The organism is Postechiella marina, assembly GCF_039538365.1.
Taxonomy (GTDB): domain Bacteria; phylum Bacteroidota; class Bacteroidia; order Flavobacteriales; family Flavobacteriaceae; genus Postechiella; species Postechiella marina.
In genome coordinates, this window is sequence record NZ_BAABCA010000003.1 from 138,053 (window position 1) to 161,703 (window position 23,651).

At 32.2% G+C, this 23,651-nt stretch carries 15 protein-coding genes; 14 read left to right on the forward strand and 1 reads right to left on the reverse strand.

The genetic code is table 11. From position 1 onward, the window contains the following. Window positions 1-11: 11 nt before the first annotated feature. The 13 genes from ABD715_RS07225 to ABD715_RS07285 all read left to right on the forward strand — a co-directional run bounded on the left by ABD715_RS07225 (window position 12) and on the right by ABD715_RS07285 (window position 21,727). Entirely contained in the window at window positions 12-1,562 is a 1,551-nt protein-coding gene (locus tag ABD715_RS07225) for a RagB/SusD family nutrient uptake outer membrane protein (RefSeq protein ID WP_344787468.1), read from the forward strand. A 218-nt stretch (window positions 1,563-1,780) separates the two neighbouring features. Beyond that, the gene (locus ABD715_RS07230) at window positions 1,781-2,974 is read left to right on the forward strand and encodes a redoxin family protein (RefSeq protein WP_344787469.1); all 1,194 of its coding nucleotides are present in this window, start codon (window positions 1,781-1,783) and stop codon (window positions 2,972-2,974) included. A 25-nt stretch (window positions 2,975-2,999) separates the two neighbouring features. Further along, entirely contained in the window at window positions 3,000-4,187 is a 1,188-nt protein-coding gene (locus ABD715_RS07235; protein WP_344787470.1) for a TlpA family protein disulfide reductase, read from the forward strand. A gap of 32 nt (window positions 4,188-4,219) precedes the next feature. Further along, window positions 4,220-5,410: a redoxin domain-containing protein gene (locus ABD715_RS07240; protein ID WP_344787471.1), complete on the forward strand. Its 1,191-nt coding sequence runs from the start codon at window positions 4,220-4,222 to the stop codon at window positions 5,408-5,410. 181 nt (window positions 5,411-5,591) lie between these two features. Beyond that, window positions 5,592-6,098: a protein-disulfide reductase DsbD domain-containing protein gene (locus ABD715_RS07245; RefSeq protein WP_344787472.1), complete on the forward strand. Its 507-nt coding sequence runs from the start codon at window positions 5,592-5,594 to the stop codon at window positions 6,096-6,098. 32 nt (window positions 6,099-6,130) lie between these two features. Then, a complete protein-coding gene (locus ABD715_RS07250; protein ID WP_344787473.1) occupies window positions 6,131-7,615 on the forward strand; it encodes a hypothetical protein in 1,485 nt (494 codons plus the stop codon). A gap of 468 nt (window positions 7,616-8,083) precedes the next feature. After that, window positions 8,084-10,882 (forward strand): M16 family metallopeptidase, encoded by a 2,799-nt coding sequence (locus tag ABD715_RS07255; RefSeq protein WP_344787474.1) that lies wholly within the window; start codon window positions 8,084-8,086, stop codon window positions 10,880-10,882. A 313-nt stretch (window positions 10,883-11,195) separates the two neighbouring features. Continuing rightward, window positions 11,196-11,642, forward strand: coding sequence for a protein-disulfide reductase DsbD domain-containing protein (locus ABD715_RS07260; RefSeq protein WP_344787475.1), 447 nt, complete (start codon window positions 11,196-11,198; stop codon window positions 11,640-11,642). A 26-nt stretch (window positions 11,643-11,668) separates the two neighbouring features. After that, window positions 11,669-13,630 carry a protein-disulfide reductase DsbD family protein gene (locus ABD715_RS07265; RefSeq protein ID WP_344787476.1) on the forward strand — a complete coding sequence of 654 codons (1,962 nt, stop codon included), beginning with the start codon at window positions 11,669-11,671 and terminating at the stop codon, window positions 13,628-13,630. Beyond that, the gene (locus tag ABD715_RS07270; protein WP_344787477.1) at window positions 13,630-14,631 is read left to right on the forward strand and encodes a TlpA family protein disulfide reductase; all 1,002 of its coding nucleotides are present in this window, start codon (window positions 13,630-13,632) and stop codon (window positions 14,629-14,631) included. Before ABD715_RS07265 ends, ABD715_RS07270 begins: the two co-directional genes overlap by 1 nt. Before the next feature lie 91 nt (window positions 14,632-14,722). Further along, window positions 14,723-16,246 (forward strand): aminotransferase class V-fold PLP-dependent enzyme, encoded by a 1,524-nt coding sequence (locus ABD715_RS07275; protein ID WP_344787478.1) that lies wholly within the window; start codon window positions 14,723-14,725, stop codon window positions 16,244-16,246. Between the two features lie 53 nt (window positions 16,247-16,299). Beyond that, entirely contained in the window at window positions 16,300-18,831 is a 2,532-nt protein-coding gene (locus ABD715_RS07280; RefSeq protein WP_344787479.1) for a S9 family peptidase, read from the forward strand. A 100-nt stretch (window positions 18,832-18,931) separates the two neighbouring features. Further along, complete coding sequence (locus ABD715_RS07285) at window positions 18,932-21,727, forward strand: M16 family metallopeptidase (RefSeq protein ID WP_344787480.1); 2,796 nt, start codon at window positions 18,932-18,934, stop codon at window positions 21,725-21,727. A 74-nt stretch (window positions 21,728-21,801) separates the two neighbouring features. Here ABD715_RS07285 and ABD715_RS07290 read toward each other — a convergent pair whose 3' ends face one another. Continuing rightward, window positions 21,802-22,365, reverse strand: a complete 564-nt coding sequence (locus tag ABD715_RS07290; protein WP_344787481.1) for an RNA polymerase sigma factor — start codon at window positions 22,363-22,365, stop codon at window positions 21,802-21,804. Between the two features lie 131 nt (window positions 22,366-22,496). On the opposite strand from ABD715_RS07290, the gene ABD715_RS07295 reads away from it, so the two are divergent. Further along, window positions 22,497-23,633, forward strand: a complete 1,137-nt coding sequence (locus ABD715_RS07295) for a FecR family protein (protein WP_344787482.1) — start codon at window positions 22,497-22,499, stop codon at window positions 23,631-23,633. Window positions 23,634-23,651: the final 18 nt, after the last annotated feature.

Here is a 23,651-nt window from a genome sequence, read left to right on the forward strand (position 1 = left end):
ACTAGCTACACATGAAAACATATAAATTAATACTTACACTAATTTTAGTTACTGCATTTTTTACAGGGTGTGATGACTATTTAGACGAGGCACCATCAAAGTCTAACGGAGTTTTACCATCTTCAATTCAAGATTTAGAAGGGCTGTTAAATGAAAGAGCTACTTTTCAATTGGAGCGAGCAAACGAAATTGCAACAGCATCTGATGATTTTGAATTAAACAGTGATTATTTTGATGCAAACAATACAGAAATTACTATAGGGAACATACATGAAGCTACTTGGAGTACAGAAAACACAAACACGAGTCTTACCTTAGGATGGACTGGCGAGTGGTCTAAAATCTTTACAGCAAACTTAGTTCTAGAAGCTTTAGATATAGTAGAAGGTACAGATGAAGAAAAAGCAAATATAAAGGCAGAAGCTCATTTTATTAGAGCCTATAGTTACTTTTTATTGGCTACAACTTATTGCTTAGCTTTAAAAGGTAATGAAACAGAAATGGGTTTACCTATAAAAACAGTAACAAGTTTTGAAGAGTCTTTAAAGAGAGCGACGTTACAAGAAACTTACGATTTTATGACTGCAGATATAGAAGAAGCTTTAAAAATAACCCGTAAACTAGACTATAAAAATGGACTAAAACGTATTTGGAGAGCTAGTACAGCCTCTGTAAATGCATTTGCAGCTAGATATTACTTAGCCATTCACGATTACGAAAAAGCTGAAAAATATGCACAAGAAGCACTTGATGAGGATAACACCCTAAGAAACTTAAATACAGATTTAACCTTAATAAGTCAGACCGTAACTATAGAAAGTGATGGAGATCCTAGCACTACAGAAACAGCAGAGATAATAAATGCAAAATTAGACAATACTACAAGTAAGCCTGATATACTTGTTTGGGGAGAGTTTTATTATGAAAGAACTTTATTAAACTCTTCTGGCGAGCTATACCCCTCTGATGATTTATTAAACACTTACGATCAAGTTAACGATTTGAGATTTGAATATTACATGGTTGAAAATCATTCCTACATTAGAGGAACAGACGGTATAAATAACCCTCTTTTTAGCCAAACAGGATATTCTTCACCAATTGCTGGAAACTCTAATCGTGCTGTATCTGGTCCCTCTGTTGCAGAAATGTATTTAATTGTTGCCGAATGTCAAGTTCGTAATGGAGACTTTAATACAGGTTTAGAAAATGCAAATGTTTTAAGAAGAACAAGAATGCGTAATACAGCATCTACTAGCGATATTGAATTATCTGCAAGTTCTCAAGAAGAAGCACTAACACAAATTTTAGAAGAAAGACGTAGAGAATTACCTTTTGTTTTAAGATGGTACGATGTTAAGCGTTACAACTCTAATGATGATCCATCTGATGATGTTGACGCTCTTGTAAGATCGTTTTACCCATATTCTGCAAGTGCTGTAGATCAAAGTGCACCTTTACAAACCTACGAGTTACTTAAAGGGTCTCGTAAATATGCACACCCAATACCACAAGATGATATTATAGCTAGCGCAGGTGTTTTACTTCAAAATACATACTAATTTCTTTTAGTATACTTACTATAAATAGAAGGCTTGTTATATTTAATAAGCCTTCTTTATTTAAACAACTTAGTAAAAAGTTGTTCTACTTAGCCACGCTAATAGTAAACTATACTAAAACAGACTTAAATAATTAACATATAATTAACGTCTATATTTTAGGGGCATTATCCCTATTTATAATACTTAACAAGCAAACACTAACACATTTAAAAGCCATGAAAAAAATTGCATCAATACTTATATTATCCTTTCTGTTTGTTTATAGCTTAACATCTTGTAAAGATGAAACAAAAAAAACAAATGGTTATACAATTACCGGAACTGTAACTGGAATTAATAATACATATGCTAAAATTTCTGAATACACCTTTTTTAACCAAAAAAAAGCCACAGTAATAGATAGTGTACCGGTTACAAATGGCACCTTTAAAATAACCGGAAAAGTAGACTTTCCAGACATGGTACACTTGCAAATAGGTAAGTGTAGCGGTGCTTTTTTACTAGAAAACAGCAATATAGACCTTACTATTAATGTAAGTAACATAGATGAGAGAAACCCACGCTTTGAGCCATTAGTAAAAGGATCTAAATCGCACGACGAAGTTTCTAGTGTAACCAAAAAAGCTAGAGCGGTTTATAAAGAAGGTCGTTATCCAAAACTAGATGCGTTCAATAAAAAATCAAAAGCAGTATATGCTTCAAATGATAGCATTAAAATAGCCAGTTTAGATAAGGAAAGAAAAGCTTTAATGCCATTAATGAATAAAAGGCAAGACGATTATAACAACGTCATTTATAGTTACGTAAGGCAAAACCCAAGTTCTTCACTGTCACCGCATGTATTGGGCGTAAATTATACAGAAGGAAGAATGTCTAGACTATTACTTAAAGAATTTTATAATACTTTTGAAGGAGATGCACGAAAAACAGGATTTTTTAAAAATTTCATAGAAAAAATTTATAAAGATAACTTCGAAAATCTAGGTGTTGGTAACACAGCTCCAGATTTCACTTTAAAAACCGTTAACGGTGATAAATTAACCTTATCTAAAGTTGAAGGAAAATATAAACTTGTCGATTTTTGGGCGTCTTGGTGTATACCTTGCAGAGCTTCATTTCCCCACTTAAAAGAGTTAAGTAAACAATATAAAAAACAAGGTTTTACTATTATAGGTGTTGGCACAGCAGATGAAGAAGCTAAATGGAGAAAAGCCATTGAAGAAGATAAAACAACCTGGAATCATGTATATGATGTAAGCGAAAACCATAAGTACGGGCCTGTGGCAAAATCTTATGGTGTACCTCACTTACCTACAACGCTTCTTGTAGATGCTAACAACAAAATAGTTTTAAGAAACCCTACAAAAGAAGAACTAGACTCTAAATTAAAAGAGCTTTTTAAAAATTAAACTTTTCTAATTAAAAACTCACACCATGAAATCTATAAAAAACACCATACTTTTCTTTTCGGTATACCTACTAATCTTTTCATATAGCAATGCTCAAGAAAAAGACAATACATTTAAAATAACCGGAGAAGTTACAGGACTTACAGGAGATTTACATTTTCGCCATCCAAATAGAAAATATACAAAAGAAAATACCACAGATATTATTAAAGTAGTTAACGGAAAAATAAACTACACCGATACTATATCTAAATTAAGCATGCTAAGAGCTTATCCAAGTTTTGATGGTTCAGATAGTAAAGTATTTAAAATCCCTAAAGATGGTAAAGGTTATTTTCCGGTAAAATGTGCTTATTTATCATTCTATGCATTTCCTGGTGCAAATATAACGATAAACGGAGAGGCATCAGACTTTATGGATATGTATCCTGGTGGCGATAAATTAAACGAAAGCCTAGCAAGCGCAAACAAACTAACCTTTCCATACTACAATAAAATGGGGAATTTAGCGGTTAAAAACACCTACGAAACAGATTCTCTAATTATAAAAGAAAATAATAAAAAAGCAGAAGCACTGTTTTCTACTTTAAAAAACGAGTTAGTTAAACATATTAAAAACAACCCAAAATCTTTAGCTGCAGCTTGGTATTTAAACGATATGTTAATTCGTAGTCAAATTGAAATTAGCGAAGCGGAAGAATTATTTAACGGATTGTCTAGTGAAGAATTATCAGAATACCCAGATTATCAAGATGTAGCAACCCGAATAGCAGGAACAAAAGCTACCAAAGAAGGGTTTCCTGTTCCTTCAATTAAAACCAATGCTACCTTAGATGGTAAAGCATTCGATATAAAATCTTTACAAGGTAAATATGTTTTGATAGATTTTTGGGGCCTTTGGTGCAGCCCATGTGTAGCAGAAATGCCAGAAGTAAAAGTGTTTCAAGAAAAGCATAAAGATAATTTAGTTGTTGTAGGTATTAACTCTGGAGATACTAAAGAAAAAATTCAAGCCTTTGTTGAAAAGCACGGGTATATGTGGCAACAATTACTAAGCGATAAGGCTAACACGTCAGATAATTTTGTAAACCACTTTAATGTACAAGGGTTTCCAACAAAGTTAATCATAGACCGTAGAGGCAACATTGTAAAACGATTTGTTGGTGGTGGCGAAGAAGCGTTTAAGTTGTTAGAAGAATTATTAGAAAAATAAAATCACTTTAAGAAAATATTAAAAATATAATTATGACGTTTAAAAAGATCATATTAATAGTAATTACTTGTGTTAGTATTTACTCATGCAAAGAAACAGAGAAAAAAGAAGCTTTTAATGGGTATGTTGTTACTGGAAAAGTAAAAGGTTTAGATCAAGGCATTGTAGAGTTAATTGAATTTAATTTTACTGATAGAGGCGCGAAAAAGGTCGTTATTGATAGCACACAAATGACAAATGGGGCATTTGAGTTTAAAGGTTTTATTGAGCACCCAGATAAGGTTGTTATTATGATAAATGATAAGTACAATAGCGATTTCTTTATAGAAAACAGTACTATTTCTTTGTCTTTTGATATTGCAGAGTCAGACCGAGGCCAACTTAAGGCTAAAGTTTCAGGTTCGAAATTAGAGACTATTTATAATGCGCAACAAGCAAAATTGGATAGCATAATGTATCAGGAAAAATTTGCTGTATTAAAAGATATTAGACCCAAAATGGCAGCAGCTTATAATTCTAAAGACGACGAAAAGATTAAAGCCTTTAGAGAATGGAGAGCTCAATTTAGTGAATTGGAACAACAACAACGTAATGAACAAAGAGATTTCAAGATTCAATACATTAAAGATCACCCCGAGTCTCCTGTAGCGCCTTGGGTTTTAGGATTTCAATTTAGTGAAGGACGCATGTCTAAAGACGAAATGAAAGCTATTTATCCAATTTTTAAAGGTGAAGCCAAAACCACTTCGATGTTTAAATATTACGAAAAAACGTTTAATGATATTTTTAAAAATCTAGGTATCGGTTCTATAGCCCCAGATTTTAACTTAAACGATGTAAACGGGAAAGTAGTTTCTTTAAAAGGCATAAATGCAAAATATAAACTAGTCGATTTTTGGGCATCTTGGTGTGTACCTTGTAGAGCTTCTTTTCCGCATTTAAAAGAATTATATAAAAAATATGGTAAAGATGGCTTTGAAATTTTAGGTATTGGCACTGCAGACGAAGAAACAAAATGGAGAAAAGCCATTGAAGAAGATAAAATTACTTGGATGCACTTATACGACTCTAGCGACGACCATCAATGGGGCGTTGTAGCAAGGCAATATGGTGTACCTTTTTTACCAACTACTTTTTTAATGGATGAGAATGAAAAAATAATTCTTAGAAATCCATCAAAAGAAGAGCTAGATGCTAAGTTAAAAGAAGTTTTCGGGCATTAATCTTAATACATTCAACATTTACATTATACAGTTATAAAAAGAGCAGAAATTATTTTCTGCTCTTTTTTGTTTTTACAAAAAAAATTAACACTTCTTAACAAGGGGTAAAGCTTTATACACACACTTAATAAATATAACCACCTAAACTAATTCGTTATTTCTAAATAAAATATAAGATTATATGAAAAACATATTATTTAAAACATTAGCACTTTTTTTTGTTATACAACTTGGTAACGCACAAATACCAAACGATTTAAAAAGCAAAGCAATACAAGCGTCAAAAGCACTACAAACACCAGAAACTACACCAGCAGATCCTGTATCCATAAATTCTAAAATTGTATGGTCTAACGACAAATCACATTTAGCAATAATTCTTAAAGCCAGCATAGAAGAGCAATGGCATATTTACGCTTATGTACCACAAAACCAACCATACATTGCATCTAGGCTAGAATTAGAATTACCAGAAGGAATAACAGCAATTGGCGACTGGGAAAAATCTATTAGCGAACCCTATGGCGACGATATATTTGTTTATCATGGCAATCCTGTTTTTGTTCAATACTGTTCTGTAGGCAGCTATAATAAATCTACAACAATTACATCTGGTTTATTTTACCAAACCTGCGATCTTAGAGTATGCTTACCTCCACAAACAAAAACAAAATCGTTAACCCTTTAATATTATTTTAATCAACATTTAAAACTACACATATGAAGCATCTTTTAAAACAAGCCCTTTTACTTATTTTAACAATTGGGTTATCCCTACCTACTTTCGGGCAATCAAAAAAATCTGATTTAAAAATTCTTTATGTAGGTACAAATCCAGACAAGCCCATATCAGAAAGAGATCTAAAATACTCTACCAATCCAGACAGAAAGCTAGCATTGCAAAAAAAAAGAGCCTCCGATTTTGAGAGTTTTTTAAATAGATATTTCGAAACTGTAACAACCATTTACGGAGCCGATTTTAAAGAAACTATGTCTGCAGATTATGATGTTACCATAATTGACGCTTATCTCACCCCTTTTACAGGCGGTTACGAAAAGGATAAAAACGGACAAATATTAGGTTACAAAACACGCCAATATTTAACAAAGTCGTTTAATCATGCCACTATCATGATTGGAGAACCTTCTGCTTTTATTGGAGAAGGACGCGAACTAAAAATAGATCACTTGTGCCTATGTTTAGATGCTCATGCCCATGGCATGAAATTAGAACACCCTATATTTAACACCCCAAATAAAATTACTATTACTTACGAAAAACAAAAAGTTCCTAGTAATTACAAAGCAAGATATGGAGGTAGAGATTTAAGAGAAACAATGCCTATGTGGAGAATGCAAACTGAAGGCTATGAAGACGGTAAAGGCTTCCCTATTGGATTAGTATCGACAGGTTATGCTTTTGAAAACGGAATTGATGCCGAATGGATTTCCAGTGGCAAATGTGCTAAAGGTGTTGAAGCTACAGCTATTGGGCGTCATGCTAACTTTTTCCATTGGGGTTTTGCAGCTGCTCCAGAATATATGACAGATAGCGCTAAACTTACATTTATTAATGCGATACACTACATAGCTCCTTTTAAAGGCGCTAAGCAAATTACAAGAAAAATTAAAAGAATACCATTACGTGAATACACAAGAGAACAACAATGGACAGTTTCTGACCGTGGAGCAAAAGCTTGGTTACACTACATTAACAAAGACACATTAAAATCTAAAGAAGAAAAACTAAAACTTCAAGCTAAAAAAGAAGCAGGTAAAACACTTTCTGAATTAGAAAAAATGAAATTGCAAATGCCTATTAGAAAAGAAACTAGAGAGTGGACTATTCGCCACGAACCACAAGATTTAAAAGACAAATTTGGAAATAACTGGAAAGCTTATGAAGAACGCTACAAAGAAAACATGAATTACTTTTACCCATTACCGTACAAACATTATTACCAAAATGCAATTGATGAAGATGCTAAAGCTCTTGGCATTCCAAATAACGACATAAAGCTTATAGATACTGCAATTAAAATGCTAAAAAAAGGAGGCGATGTAGCAATGGCCAAACGCATTTTAACTAGATATACTAACGAAAATTTTAAAACAGAAAAAGAATGGGTTAAATGGTTTAAAAAGAACCGCAATAAACTATATTTTTCTGAAGGCGATGGGTATAAATATATTATACTTCCATAACTAATTAATACAACCTAAAATGAAAATCAAATTTATAAATTTTCTTTTTTATGCTTATTATTTTCAATTAAAACCTTAAGAGTCCAAGAAAACAACACCAATTTTAAAGTATTTGGCACTCTTAAAGGCATAGACTCCTCTTATATATTTAACGATTTTGCAACTCCAAAAGCATACGGTTAGATACAATTACGATCTAAAAAGGGGCAAACGATAATAATTTTGTTTCAAAATTTAATATAAGCTGGTTTCCATCAAAATGTATTACAGATCCAGAAGGATTTAAAGAAACTGTTATTAAGCTTGATAAACTACTGTAAAGGTAAACACTAGAATAATTAACAGCAAAACCTCTTTTTTTAATAGATTTCGCAAGGAATTAATAAAAAAAATAAAAATTTAACATTTTATTCTTAGGGGAAAACGCAAATTATATACTCTTAATAAATATAACACAACATTATTAAAATGAAATTAAAGACCTTAACACTTTTACTTCTAATTGGTTTTACATCCCTAATAGTAAAAGCGCAAAACAGTAAATTTAATAAAATTCAAGAATTAGAAGGCATAGAAGAATACCTATACACTCCTAACGGAATGAAGGTGTTACTTGTACAAGACAATTCGGCTCCTGTAGTTACAGTACAAATTGTATATCGTGTGGGCTCAAAACATGAGGTAACAGGAAACACAGGTTCTACTCACTTATTAGAACATTTAAATTTTAAAGGCACTCCTACTTTTAACAAAAGAAACGGAAATGCAATTTTTAATGTTTTACAAGGTATTGGTGCACAAATGAATGCCACGACATGGAATGATCGTACAAATTATTACGAAACTATACCTAGTGATAAATTAGAATTAGCGCTACACATAGAGTCTGACAGAATGCGCAACTCTTTATTATTAAAAGAAGATAAAGATGCAGAAATGACTGTAGTTCGTAATGAGTTTGAACGAGGAGAAAACAATCCTAATAGTCTTTTAAATAAAGAAATATGGGCTACTGCTTACATGGCTCATCCATACCACCACTCTACAATTGGCTGGCGTGCAGACATAGAAAACATGCCTATTGAAACATTACGTGAATTTTACAATACATACTACTGGCCAAATAATGCAACTCTAACCATTATTGGTGATTTTCAAAAAACAACACTCTTTAAACTTGTAGATAAATATTTTGGTAAAATAACAAGGGCACCACACAACATGCCTCAACCTTATACTACAGAGCCTGCTCAATTAGGACCAAGAAGAACTATTATAAAAAAACCAGGACAACAAGGCATGCTAACGGTTGGATACAAAATACCTGGCCGAATGCATGAAGATTTACCAGCCCTTACTGTATTAAGTCAAATTATTGGTAACGGACAGTCTTCTTTACTAAGCAAATCTTTTATAAATACGGGCTTAGCTTATTTCGGGTCTGCCCAAGCATCCAATTTTAAAGAAGCTGGTCTGTTTACCATGTCTTTAGGTTTTGCCCCAACAGCTAATCATGACGATTTATATGCCTCTCTTTTAAACATGGTAGAGAAAATAAAAAAAGAAGGAGTATTACAAGAAGACATTAATAGAATAGTAGCAAAACTTAATGCTCAAACTATTTTATCTAGAGATGGATCTGGAAGCATTGCAAGCCAGATAAACGAAGCTATTGCTGGAGGAGACTGGACAGATTATATTAATAAAAGTAATAGGCTTAGCAAAGTTACTACACAAGATGTAAAACGTGTAGCCAACACTTATTTAATAGAAGATCAAAGCACAACGGGTTATTTTATTCCTAAAACATTAGGCAAAAATACACCTAACGACTTAAAAGCTTCAAATGTTATACCGGATAATAACGATAAATACTTTTACAGAAACCCAAAACACATCCACGACAACTGTATAAACGAAACAAAACCTAATCAACTTTCTCAAAAAGCAGTTACCCAAATAGCATCGGCTTACGAAACTATAGAGGCATCAAAATCTGGAGAAAAATTTATTCGAAAAAACATAGAGAATATAGATCTTGTTACTGCTAAAACCGGAGCTAAAGGCTTCCTTACTATATCGGCTAGTTTTCCTATTGGCGATTATTTAAACACCAATGGAAATGAAATGACACCATATTTAACCACCCAAATGCTAAACAAGGGGACTATTAAAAATAATAAATTACAATTTTCTCAAAAGTTAGAAAAGTTAGGAGTACAATTAAACATTAGTGCAGAAACTCAAAACGTAAACATTAGTTTTAAGTGTCTTAAAAAAGATCTAAACACCGTTATTAATTTACTTGCAGAAGAATTGCGCTACCCGTTATTTGATAAAAAAGAATTCGACCTGCTAAAACAGCAAACTGTAGGACAAATGAAACAAGGCTTAACAGACCCTAGTTCTCAGGGAAAAATTAAACTTTCGCAGGCCATTTACCCTAAAGGACACCCAAATTATTTAACAGACACACAAACATCTATAGATAATTTAAACAGCGTAACCCTACAAGAAATAAAAACGTTTCACAAAACCTATTTTGGTAACGCAGGCCTACGCATGGTTGCTGTGGGCGATGTAGATACAAAAACATTGTATGCTGCATTAAAAAAAGCCTTTAAAGGTTGGAATGGTGGTGTAAAAGGTCTTGCTAAATACACAGAGCCAACAAAAGAAAACGGTTTAACTAAAGTTATAAGTATTCCTCAAAAACCAAGTGCAGAAATGTTTATTGGTCAATATACAGGCATTAAAAGAACCGATAAAGATTTTATGCCTTTTTATATTGGTACAAGCATATTAGGAGGCGGATTTTCTGGACGCTTAATGCAAACCGTAAGAGATAATGATGGGCTAACATACAGCATTGTAGCTAACCATACAGGCCACTCAAACACTGGAGGCTATTGGTTTGTTAATGCTTCTTTTAACCCTACACTTTTTCAAAAAGGACTAGATGCTACTATGGTTCAAATTAAAAAATGGATATCTCATGGTATTACAAGCGATGAGTTGGCTAGCAAAAAAACTAACATTACAGGAAGTTTTAAAGTAGGACTATCTACCACATCTGGATTAGCAGGAACAATTTTAGCATTTTTAGAACGAGGGTTAGAACCTAGTTATATAGACAAATACCCAAAAGATGTTGAAGCTGTAACAGTTAAACAAGTTAATGCGTCTATTAAAAAGCATATCAATTTAGATCAATTAATTATTATAAAATCTGGATCTCTAGATAACAACGGAGCCCCTTTAAAATAACACTATTTTTCTACTTACATTTGTATTTATGTGAATTTTTTGAATTAGTTATTTAATAATTTATTAGAAAGATAGAAAGAAGGGCTATATATCCCCATTTAGCCCTTCTATTTTAAAAATAGAATAAACATTTAAGAATCATTTAACAGTTTCAAGTTAGGGGGAAAGTAGATTTGTAACGACTTATATAACACAAGTACTAAACATTTATTTATAATTTAATTACATCTGTTAATATTTAAATATTGGGTAACAAATGTATCGTTAAATAAAAAATACATTTAATTTTATTTAGCAACCTAAAGCACTAAAAATGAAAAACTTAATTCTATTACTAGCCTTTTTTACCTTTTCTATAAGTAACGCACAAATACTAGAGCCCGTAAAATGGACAACTAGTATAGAAAAAACATCAGACACAGAAGCTGTCTTAATAGCAACTGCAACCATAGAACCTCATTGGCACCTCTATTCGCAAAACGTACCAGAAGATGGCCCAATTGCTACAAGTTTTTCTTTTAAGGGTAATGCAAACTATTTAAAAAAAGGAAACACATCTGAAGAAACAGGACACACTATTGATGATCCTATTTTTGGAATGAAAATTAAATTTTTTGAAAACAAAGCCTCTTTTAAACAGCGTATAAAATTAAAATCTAAAACAAATTTTAAAGTTGAAGCTACGGTTGAATTTATGGTTTGCGACGACACGAGATGCTTACCTCCTACTGAAACTGATTTAGTATTCGAAATAAATTAACTAAACCACCAAACACAATAATAACTATGAGAAAATTAATTTTTCTTTTTGCTTTAATGGCCTTTTCTTTTGGCTATTCGCAAATATTAGACCCTGTAAAATGGACAACTTCTGTTGAAAAAATTTCGGATACCGAATTTAAATTAATAGCCAAAGCTACGGTTGAAGCTGGTTGGCACCTCTATTCGCAGAATGTACCAGAAGACGGGCCAATTCCTACTACATTTACTTTTGATGATGCTAACGGTGCGTTTAAAATTATAGGAAATACTACCGAAGAAGAGGGACATACTGTTGACGATCCTGTTTTTGATATGAAAATTAAGTTTTTTGAAAACAAAGCTACTTTCGAGCAAAAAATTAAGGTTATAGGAGACAAGAATACACTTGAAGCGTTTGTAGAATTTATGGTTTGTGATGATACACGATGCCTACCTCCTACCGAAGTAGATTTAACATTTAACCTAGACACAAATACTAGTACATCAAACGTATCTGCTACCAAAGACATTACTACTTCATCTTCAAAAGAATCAGACAAGAGTCTTTTAGGAATATTTATTATTGCCTTTTTATCAGGTTTCGCCGCATTGTTAACACCCTGTGTTTTCCCTATGATTCCTATGACGGTGAGCTTTTTTACCAAACAAAGTAAAACCAAAGCTGCTGGTATACGTAATGCCATAATTTACGGATTATCTATTATTGTAATTTATGTGTTTTTAGGCATTTTAGTAAGCCTACTATTTGGAGCCGATGCCTTAAATGCATTATCTACCAATGTTTGGTTTAACATAATTTTCTTTATTTTATTATTAGTTTTTGCTGCTTCTTTTTTAGGAGCGTTTGAAATTATGCTGCCCAATTCTTGGGCAAACAAAGTAGATTCTCAAGCAGATAGAGGTGGTTTAATTGGCATCTTTTTTATGGCTCTAGCCTTAGCAATTGTTTCTTTTTCTTGTACAGGACCTATTGTTGGAACCTTACTAGTAGAAGCTGCTGCTGGCGGTAGCCAAATAGGGCCTATTGTTGGCATGCTAGGATTCTCGTTAGCCATTGCTTTACCTTTTGCCTTATTTGCTGCTTTTCCTGGTTGGTTAAACTCTTTACCAAAATCTGGTGGTTGGTTAAATACAGTAAAGGTGGTTTTAGGATTTTTAGAATTAGCTTTAGCATTTAAATTTCTATCTAACGCCGATTTAGTTTTACAATTACACTGGCTAGAACGTGAAGTATTTTTAGCTATTTGGATTGCCATTTTTGGAGCCCTTGCGTTTTACCTTTTCGGAAAAATACAATTACCGCACGATTCGCCTTTATCACATATTTCTGTAGGAAGATTAAGTTTAGGCTTAATAGTAATGTCTTTTACTATTTATATGATTCCCGGACTATGGGGGGCGCCATTAAACTTAATAAGTGCTTTTCCACCACCTCAACATTATAGCGAATCGCCTTATGGTGTAGGATTTACGCAATTAGGATCTGGCTCGAATTTGGCAAATAACCACAGTGAAATTCCAGATGGAGCACACTTAATGCCTCCACACGATATTTTAGCTTTTAACGATTACGATAAAGGTTTGGCTTACGCAAAAAAAGTAGGCAAACCTGTTATGATAGATTTTACAGGTCATGCTTGTGTAAACTGTCGTAAAATGGAACAAAATGTTTGGGTTAAGCCTAGTGTTCTTAAATTCTTAAAAAACGATGTGGTTCTTATTTCGCTTTATGTAGACGATAAACGCAAACTAGAAGACCACGAAATTGTAGACTCTAAATTGAGACCAGGTAAAAAATTAAAATATATTGGCCAAAAGTGGAGCGAACTACAAACCATAAAATACAAAGCTAATACACAACCTATGTATGTATTAATGGATCATAACGAAGAAAATTTAATAGAACCCGTAGCCTATACTCCAGATGTTAACGCGTATCATACCTGGTTAAAAAAAGGTATTAATAATTTCAAATTAAAAAACTAATGAAAAATCTAATTTACATATTATCAGTAGCTTTAATATTTGCATCTTGTAAACAAGAAGCAAACAAAGACTTTGTAACCTTTTCTGGAACAATTTCAAACCCAAACTCAGACTCTTTAATTATTGCTCAACGTGGTATTATTAAAACCATTAAAGTAGATGCTAACGGATCGTTTTCTGACACCCTTTCTGTTGAACCTGGAAACTATATCTTTTTTGATGGAAAAGAAAGAGCTTCGCTATTTTTAAAAAACGGATACGATTTAAATTTAAGTCTAGACACCAAAATGTTTGATGAAACCTTAAAATACGAAGGCAAAGGGGCAGAACCAAACAACTATCTTGTTAAAAAAGCTATTTTGCAAGAAAAAATTATTGATTATGAGGAGCTAATGAGTATGTCTAAAACAGACTTCGATAAAAAAATGGCTTCAAACTCTAGTGCTTTAAAAGCGCTTATAGATAGCACTACTAATTTAGACTCTACTTTTATTGCTTCTCAAAACGAAGAAATTGAAGGTTTAAATAAGCAGTTTAGCTCTATGTACAACGAGAAACAAAAATTACTAGCGCTTACAGGGCAGGACTCTCCAAAGTTTACCGATTACGAAAACCATGCAGGAGGTTTAACATCTTTAAACGATTTAAAAGGTAAATATGTATACATAGATATGTGGGCTACTTGGTGCGGGCCTTGTAAAGCAGAAATTCCGCATTTAAAAAAAATAGAAAAAGCATATCACGGAAAAAACATTGAATTTGTTAGTATTTCTGTCGACAGAAAAAATGCCTACGACACATGGAAAAAAATGGTTAATGAAAAGGAATTAGGAGGCATACAACTTTGGGCTAAAGAAGACAAAACGTTTGCAGACAGCTACAGCGTAACAGGAATACCTAGGTTTATTTTAATAGACCCACAAGGTAAAATTGTAAAAGCAGATGCACCAAGGCCATCTAGCAGTAAATTAACAGAACTTTTTAACGAACTAAACATATAAAAAGCAAGATCAATTAGTTTTGATTGTTTTAGTGTTGAAATTACCTTGGTTTCTTATTTTCCAAGGTAATTTTTTTTAAAAATCTAACCTTATGAGTTCTATAGTAAACAATATAAAAAATATTTTTGCCTCAAAAGCTAAAACCTCATTAAATTTAGAGGCTTATTTTCAATCATTTAAAAACAATATTATAGGAGACGACTTATATTTTGATTCGCCCTACGGAAGAAAAAAAATTATTTATGCAGACTGGACTGCAAGCGGAAGGCTCTACAAACCTATTGAAGATAAAATAACAAAACAAATAGGCCCTTTTGTTGCAAATACGCATACCGAAACCTCTATTACAGGTTCTGCAATGACACATGCTTACCACGATGCCAGAAATATTATTAAACAACACGTTAACGCCTCTAAAGACGATGTATTAATAACTGTTGGCACTGGCATGACAGGAGCTATTAATAAATTTCAACGTATATTAGGTATAAAACTAAACGAAAACTTAAAAGATAACACCACGGTTCCTGAGGAGAAAAGACCTGTTATTTTTGTATCGCACATGGAGCACCACTCTAATCAAACATCTTGGCTAGAAACCATTGCCCGTGTAGAGGTTATACCTTCGAATAGAAACGGATTACCATGCCTAACAGAACTAGAAAACCTATTAAAAAAACACCAAAATTGCCCTATAAAAATTGCAGCTGTAACAGGATGCTCTAACGTAACTGGTATTCGTACTAACTATTATGATATTGCTAAAATTATGCATCAAAATAATGGTTTGTGCTTTGTAGATTTTGCTTGTTCTGCACCATACGTAAACATCGACATGCACCCAGAGCATAAAGACGAATATTTAGATGCTATTACCTTTTCGCCTCATAAATTTTTAGGTGGCCCTGGATCTTCTGGCGTGTTAATTTTTAATAAAAAATTATATAAAAATGTTGTTCCAGACAATCCTGGCGGTGGCACAGTAAGCTACACGAATCCTTGGGGAGACCACGATTATATTGATGATATTGAAACCCGTGAAGATGGTGGTACTCCTGGCTTTATTCAAGCTATAAAAATTGCTCTTTCTATTAAATTGAAAGAACAAATGGGAGTAAAAAACATTTTAGACCGCGAGCATCAATTAAACGATATTGTATTTAGTAAACTCTCTAAAATTAAGAATTTAAAAATTTTAGCTCCAAACCATAAAGATCGACTAGGTGTATTTTCTTTTTATATTGACGATGCACATTACAATCTTATAGTTAAACTTTTAAACGATAGGTTTGGAGTACAAACTCGCGGAGGCTGCTCTTGCGCAGGTACTTACGGGCATTATTTACTTAATGTAGACCAAAACACATCTAAATTTATAGAACAAAAAATATTAGAAGGTTGTTTAATTGAGCGTCCGGGCTGGATTAGAATGTCTATTCATCCCACTATGACAAATAGCGAAATAGAATTTATATGTCAATCGATTGAAGAAGTAGCAAATAATTACAAAGCATGGCAAAAAGATTATACTTATAATGCTGCTAAAAACGAGTTTATTCACAACGGAAATAAATCAATAGAAAAAGAAATAACAAAAGACTGGTTTAAATTATAAGCCTTCTTTTTTTTACATAACTACAGCCCTATTTAATCATTTTACTAAAGGATATGAATTATATAATTAAAGTAATATGTTTTTTAACATTAAACATTGTTTTAGCGCAAGAAACAGCTCAAAAATTAACACCAGCACCAAACTACCGCTTGGCATCAAAGTTTTCGCCTTCTAACATTGCAAAACTTGTACACTCTACATCTGTAAGGCCCAATTGGTTAAAAAATGGAAACCGGTTTTGGTATCAATATAAAACTACAGAAGGCTCTAACTATTATATTGTAGATGCAGATAAACGTACCAAAACCAAATTATTTGATAATGCTAAAATGGCAAAATGGTTAACAGAAATAACTAAAGATCCATATGATGCAAAACACTTACCTCGATTTAACTTTAAGTTTGTTAAAAACGAAACAGCAATTCGTTTTAGAGTAACATCAACAGAAAAAGTAGATGTTACTGAAAAGGAAAAAGAGCTTACTAAAACAGATACGACATCTATAAAAAAAGACTCTACATTAACCAAAAACAAAAAGCCACTAAAAAAGGAAAATAAGGTTTATCATTTTGAATATAAATTAGGAAGCAACGCCTTAACTATAATCGATAATAAAAAAGAGAGCGAAAAAAAGTGGAAAATGTGGGCAAATATTTCGCCAGATAGTACCATTGTTTTATTCTCTAAAAACTACAATTTATACTGGATGGATAAGGAGAATTTCTTAAAAGCTGTAAAAGACGAAAAAGACACTACAATTGTTGAAAACCAATGGACTAAAGACGGTGAAGAGAACTACAGCTACGGTGGTTACGCTAGAGGAGAAAACAACGAAACCAAAGAGAAGAATAAAGACAAGCGCAAAAGCATTAGTGGTATTTGGTCTCACGATTCTAAAAAATTTGTTTTTCAAAAAGGAGACTATAGGCATATAAAAGATCTTTGGGTAATTAATTCTGTTGCCAACCAACGACCTACTCTAGAAACTTACAAATACCATATGGCAGGAGAACAAGAGTATTACAAACCTGAAGTTCTTATTTTCGATATGCCCTCTAAAAAAATAAACCGTATTAAGTTAGATACCACTATACAACAAGATATAAATATTTATAAAGCTCCAATAAAAAAGTCGAATTTTTCTGATGAGTTTAAGCCTGCATTATTACTATCTAAAAAAAACAAAATATACTACAGCACAAAAAGTAGAGATAGAAAAAGAATTAATATTTGTGTTGCCGATATTAATACAGGCGAAACAAAAACATTAATTAAAGAGGAGCTAAACACATACGTAGAAGAAAAACCTCTAGTACTTTTTAATAACGAACAAGAACTAATACATTGGTCTGAGCGCGATGGTTGGGCGCACTTTTATTTATATGATAGTAATGGTAAATTAAAAAGACAAATTACAAAAGGTGAATTTCATGCAGAAAAGTTTGTTAATATAAACGAAAAAGAACGGGTTTTATATTTTACAGCAAATGGTGTTACCAAAAATCAAGACCCTTACTACGAGCATTTATTTAAAATAAACTTAAATGGTAGTGATTTAAAAAACCTAAATGCAGGAGATTACAACACAAACACCAGCATGTCTGACTCTAATAAGTATTTTGTTAGTAATTACTCTAGAGTAAACACAGTACCAAAGTCTGAACTACGAAACAACAACGGTAATGTTGTTTTAAGCCTTGAAGAAGCAGATTTATCGCAATTAATGGCTACTGGATATAAATTCCCTGAGCCTTTTAAAATGAAGGCAGATGATGGTATTACAGATATTTACGGAGTAATGTATAAGCCTTTTAATTTTAATGAAAAACTAACTTACCCTTTGCTAGAATATGTGTATCCTGGACCACAAACAGAAGCTGTAAACAAATCTTTTTCTGTTAGAATGGATAGATTAGACCGTATGGCACAAATAGGCTTTATTGTGGTTACTTTAGGTAATAGAGGCGGACACCCCTCGAGATCTAAATGGTATCATAATTACGGGTATGGCAACTTGCGAGATTATGGATTAGCCGATAAAAAATATGTAGCAGAGCAATTGGCAGATAAACATGCTTTTATTGACATTAATAAAGTTGGTATATTTGGTCACTCTGGCGGTGGTTTTATGTCTACAGCTGCTATGCTAGTATATCCAGACTTTTTTAAAGCTGCAGTATCTTCTGCTGGAAATCACGATAATTCTATTTACAACAGTTGGTGGAGCGAAACACACCATGGTATTCTAGAAGAAAAAGATGACGATGGCAGTATTAAATACAAATATGTTATTGATAAAAACCAGTCGTTAGCAAAAAACTTAAAAGGAAACTTAATGTTAATAACAGGAGATGTAGATAATAATGTACACCCAGGAGGCACCATTAGAATGGCAAATGCACTAATTAAAGCAAATAAACGCTTTGATTTTATGCTCCTACCAGGACAACGCCATAGCTTTGGTAACATGACAGAGTATTCGTTTTGGTTAAGAGCAGACCATTTTAGCAAGCACTTTTTAAACCAAGAACCTAAAAGTGTAGATATTATAGAAATGAATAGAGATAAACCTTTACGACATTAAAAATATAAAAGCACATGTACTCATTTTAACATTTCCTTAATAAGGGTACTTCGTTTTTTTCTACTCTATACTTATATAACTCATAATCAAACTTAAAAAGATGAAAAAAATCTTAACAGTATTATCACTTTTTTTAATCGCAAGTATTGGTGCTCAAAATTTAAGCGCACCATTACCTATAGACTCTAGTATTAAAAAAGGCGTTTTACCTAACGGTATGACGTATTACTTACATAGCACAGATGTAACCAAAGGTGTTGCCAGTTACTATATAATTCAAAATGTAGGATCTGTTTTAGAAGAAGACAATCAACAAGGTTTAGCTCATTTTTTAGAGCACATGGCATTTAACGGTACAGAAAACTTTGAAGGAAAGGGTATTTTAAACACTCTAGAAAAAGAAGGTATTGTTTTTGGGAAAGATATTAATGCTTACACTTCTTTTGATGAAACCGTATACAACGTAAATAATGTACCAACAACACCTAGATTAACAGATATTGGTTTACAAATACTTCATGATTGGTCTAACTATTTATTACTAACCGAAGAAGAAATAGATGCAGAACGCGGTGTTATAAAAGAAGAATGGCGTACACGACAAAACGGAAGAGCTCGTATTCTAGAAAAAACTATTGGTACCATGTTTGGACATTCTGTTTACTCAAAAAGACTTCCAATAGGATTAATGGATATTGTAGAAAACTTTGAATACAAGGCTTTACGAGATTTTTACCATAACTGGTATCGCACAGATTTGCAAGCCATTGCTATTGTTGGCGATTTTGACATGGCAGAAATGGAAGCAAAAGTTATATCTAAATTCTCGGCAATACCAGCTATAAAAAACGGTCCGAAACGTTTTAATGTCAAAATTGAAGATAACCAAAACCTAGATTATGCCATTGGAATGGACGATGAGGTTTCTACTGCAAGCATACAATTTAGTATTCGCCATGCCAATAGTTTAGCTAACGAAACTGTTGCCGATTTAAAAGAAAGCTTATTAAATGGCATTATTTCGAGTATATTAAGAGAACGCTTTAGCAATATTACTCAAAATCCAGAAGCACCTTTTATAGGAGTGCGTGCAGGCTATAGCAACGCGACCCGTTTACATAATGCTTTTAGCGTTCAAATATCTCCAAAAGAAGGAAAGCAACAAGAATCTTTTAAACTCGCAATGAGCGAAATTAATAGAGCTATAAAATTTGGCTTTACTAAAGCCGAAATTAATCGTGTATTGGTAAGCTATAAAAGTGGTTACGAAAATCAAATAGCAAAATTAGAAGACAGAAGCCACAAGCAAATTATTAAAATTATTCAGTCTAATTATTTAGATAATAATACAATAGGAGATTTAGCTAAAGAGTATGAAATTGCAAAAGATTTGTTAGATAATATTTCGCAAAAAGATTTACTTAAACAGGTACAAAAACTTTACACAAAAAAGAACAGAAGTTTAATTGTTACAGGTGTAAAAGGTAAAAACAACCTAACAAAAGATCAAGCCATAAGCATATTAAACGAAGTTGAAAATAGTACAACATTAAAACCTTATAAAGAAGAGGACGCATTAAAACCTTTAATGTCTGGTGTAAACTTAACGCCTGGAAAAATTGTAAATAAAGAAATTAACAAAGCTCTTGGTTTTACTACATATACACTTAGTAACAATGTAAAAGTACATTTTCAATTTGTAAATAAAGACAAAAATAAAGTAAGCATGCTAGCACATAGCTATGGTGGTACCTCTTTACTACCGTTAGAAGACATGCCATCTGCAAGTATTTTAGGTAATGTAGTTAGCATGTCTGGGTTAGGCGAGTTTTCTGCAACAGAATTACCAAAAGTATTAGCTGGAAAACAAGCTAGCGCTAACTTTAAAATTAATGGTTTATCTGAAACCATATCTGGTGGCTCTACAACTAAAGATGTAGAAACCATGCTAGAGTTAGCTAACTTACGTTTTACTAAACCTCGCTTTGATAAAACTGCATACAATGTATTTATGCAAAATGTAGATAACTACTTGGTAAGAAAAAGTCAAGATTTAAAATCTAAAATAAGTGATAGTTTAACCGTAACGTTATATGGTAAAAACAATCCTAAAAAACCACTTTTTGACAAAGCATATATTCAAAAATTTAGCTTAGATAAGGTTGAAGATATATATAAATCTAGATTTGCTAACATAGGCGATTTTCAATTCTTTATCTCGGGCGATGTTACTGCAAAACAATTAGAACCTTTATTAGAAAAATATATTGCTAGTATACCTGCAACTACAGAAAAAGAACACTGGAAAGACAACTCTGTAAATTGGATAAGAGACAACACAGATAAAGATATTTACTTGCCCATGCAAGATGCCAAAACATCTGTCAAAATTGCTATAAAAAACGAGATGCCTTATACTTTAAAAAATGCTTACTTAATGAGTATTTTAGGCGATATACTTACGCTTAGATACACACAGTCTTTAAGAGAAGAAGAAGGAGGCACATATGGAGCAAGAAGTAATGGAGCTTTATCTAAAAAACCAGTTTCTAGAGCTAGTTTAGGTGTTAGTTTTGATTGTAATCCAGACCTTGCAGAAAAGTTAATAAGTATTGTTTATAAAGAAATTGACTTGATTAAAAATGGCTCCATACAACAAAACGACTTAGATAAAGTTTTAACTAACTTTTTAAAAGAAAGAGAAGAAAGTAAAAGCTCTAACCGTTACGACATGAGTGCGATGCAAACTCTTATTTTAGAAGGCTATAATAGAACTGAATCTAAAAACTTTGAAGACATCATTAACTCAATAACAACAAAAGATGTTCAAGAAATTACTAAGAAATTATTAAAAAATAATAAATCTTACGAGGTTGTTTTTAAACCTGAAAAATAAAACATCGCTCTGTTAATAACAAAAGCCAGTTATATTTTTATAACTGGCTTTTATTATACAAGTAATACATCTATTTAAGCCAACTGCCTTACTAAAAATAATAAAAATGGCGTGTCTTCAAACCCCTTTCTTATTTTTTTAAAAGCTATACCCATTTGTACCTCTACGGTTTTTATAGAAACACCTAGTTTTTCTGCTATCTCACTATATTTAAAACCTTCAAACTTATTCATTTTTAAAATTTGCTGGCATCTTGGCGGTAAATCGTTTATAATTGTTTTAAGCTTTTCTAGCCTCTTTTGCATCAATTCTTCATCTTCTTCAACCAAATCGCGTAAAGCTTTTTCTTTTAAATCATCAAAAAAAGTATCTTGCTTTTTCTTTTTTCTGTAATAATCTATATAAGAATTATAAGCTATAGAATACAAATAGCTTTTAGGAGATTTTAAAATTTTTATTTTCTTTCTTTTTGTCCAAAAAATAATAAAAGACTGTTGGGCAATATCTTCAGCCAAATAAAGATCTTTGGTAAAAGTATTAATATAGCCAACTAAAGGTGTGTAATACTTATCAAAGAAAATTTTGAATGCCTTTTTATCATTCTTCTTAATCGCCTCTAATAAAAAAATATCCTTCATTAACTGTTTCTAAGAAGTAAACTTAGCAGAAATCGCATCAATAAAAAAAAATATTTAACAATTATTTAATTTTTCTTTAGGGGTTTTCTTAAAAATTTGCGTCAGTACCATACAACACTAAAAAAAAAGACGTGAAAAATTTAATTAGTAAGCTTTTATCAGATTCTATTACAGAAGAAGAAAAGAAAGAATTGCGCATTTGGCTTAAAAACCCTAAGAACCAAAAAGCCTTTAATACGCAAGTACGCCACGCTTATACTTTAAATCTACTTTATAATAAAATAGACGAAGAAGAAGCTTACAATAAAGTATTTAACACTATAAAACAACAAAATAAACCTATTCTGTTATATAAACGCAACTATATTAAATATGCTGCTGCTATTGTATTATTTATGGCTGTTGGGTATTTTTATTTAAATCAGAATAGCTTAAATAAAGGTAATATTACCATAAGCGACACCAATATTAAAGTTGGCACAGACAAGGCAACATTAACTCTAGAAGATGGCACTAATATTTTTTTAGAAAAAGATAAAAATTATATTTCAAATAATGTAGAAAGCAACGGAAAGGCACTAACCTACAAAACAAAAAACAACACTAAACAAGATATAGCATACAACTATTTAACAGTGCCAAGAGGTGGGCAATATAATGTAACATTAGCAGACGGGACTAAGGTTTGGCTAAACTCTGAATCTCAATTAAAATACCCTGTACACTTTATAGAGGGGCAAACAAGACAAACAGAATTGGTTTATGGCGAGGCTTATTTTGATGTATCGCCAAGCACTAACCACAATGGCGCTAAATTTAAAGTACTAACTAATAAACAAGAGGTCGAGGTTTTAGGTACCGAATTTAATATTAAAGCCTATAAAAACGATAATACTACATATACAACACTTATAGAGGGTAGTGTAGCTATTAATAAGGCTAACAACAATAAGCTTTTAACACCAAACCAACAAGCTATTGTTTTAAATAACGATGAAACTATTTCTGTTTCTAATATAGATGTTTACAACGAAATCTCTTGGAAAGAAGGTGTATTTAGTTTTAAAAACAAACCATTAAAAGACATTATGAATACCCTGTCTAGATGGTATAATATAGAGTTTATATTTAAAAACAAAGCACTAGAAAACGATTTATTTGGAGGCGTTTTTGACAAAAGTCAAAACATAAGTGAAGTTCTAAATATGATTCAAAATACAGGTAATGTATCTTTTAAATTAGAAAAAGGAAAAATTATGATAGAATAACATATAAAACAAAAAAGA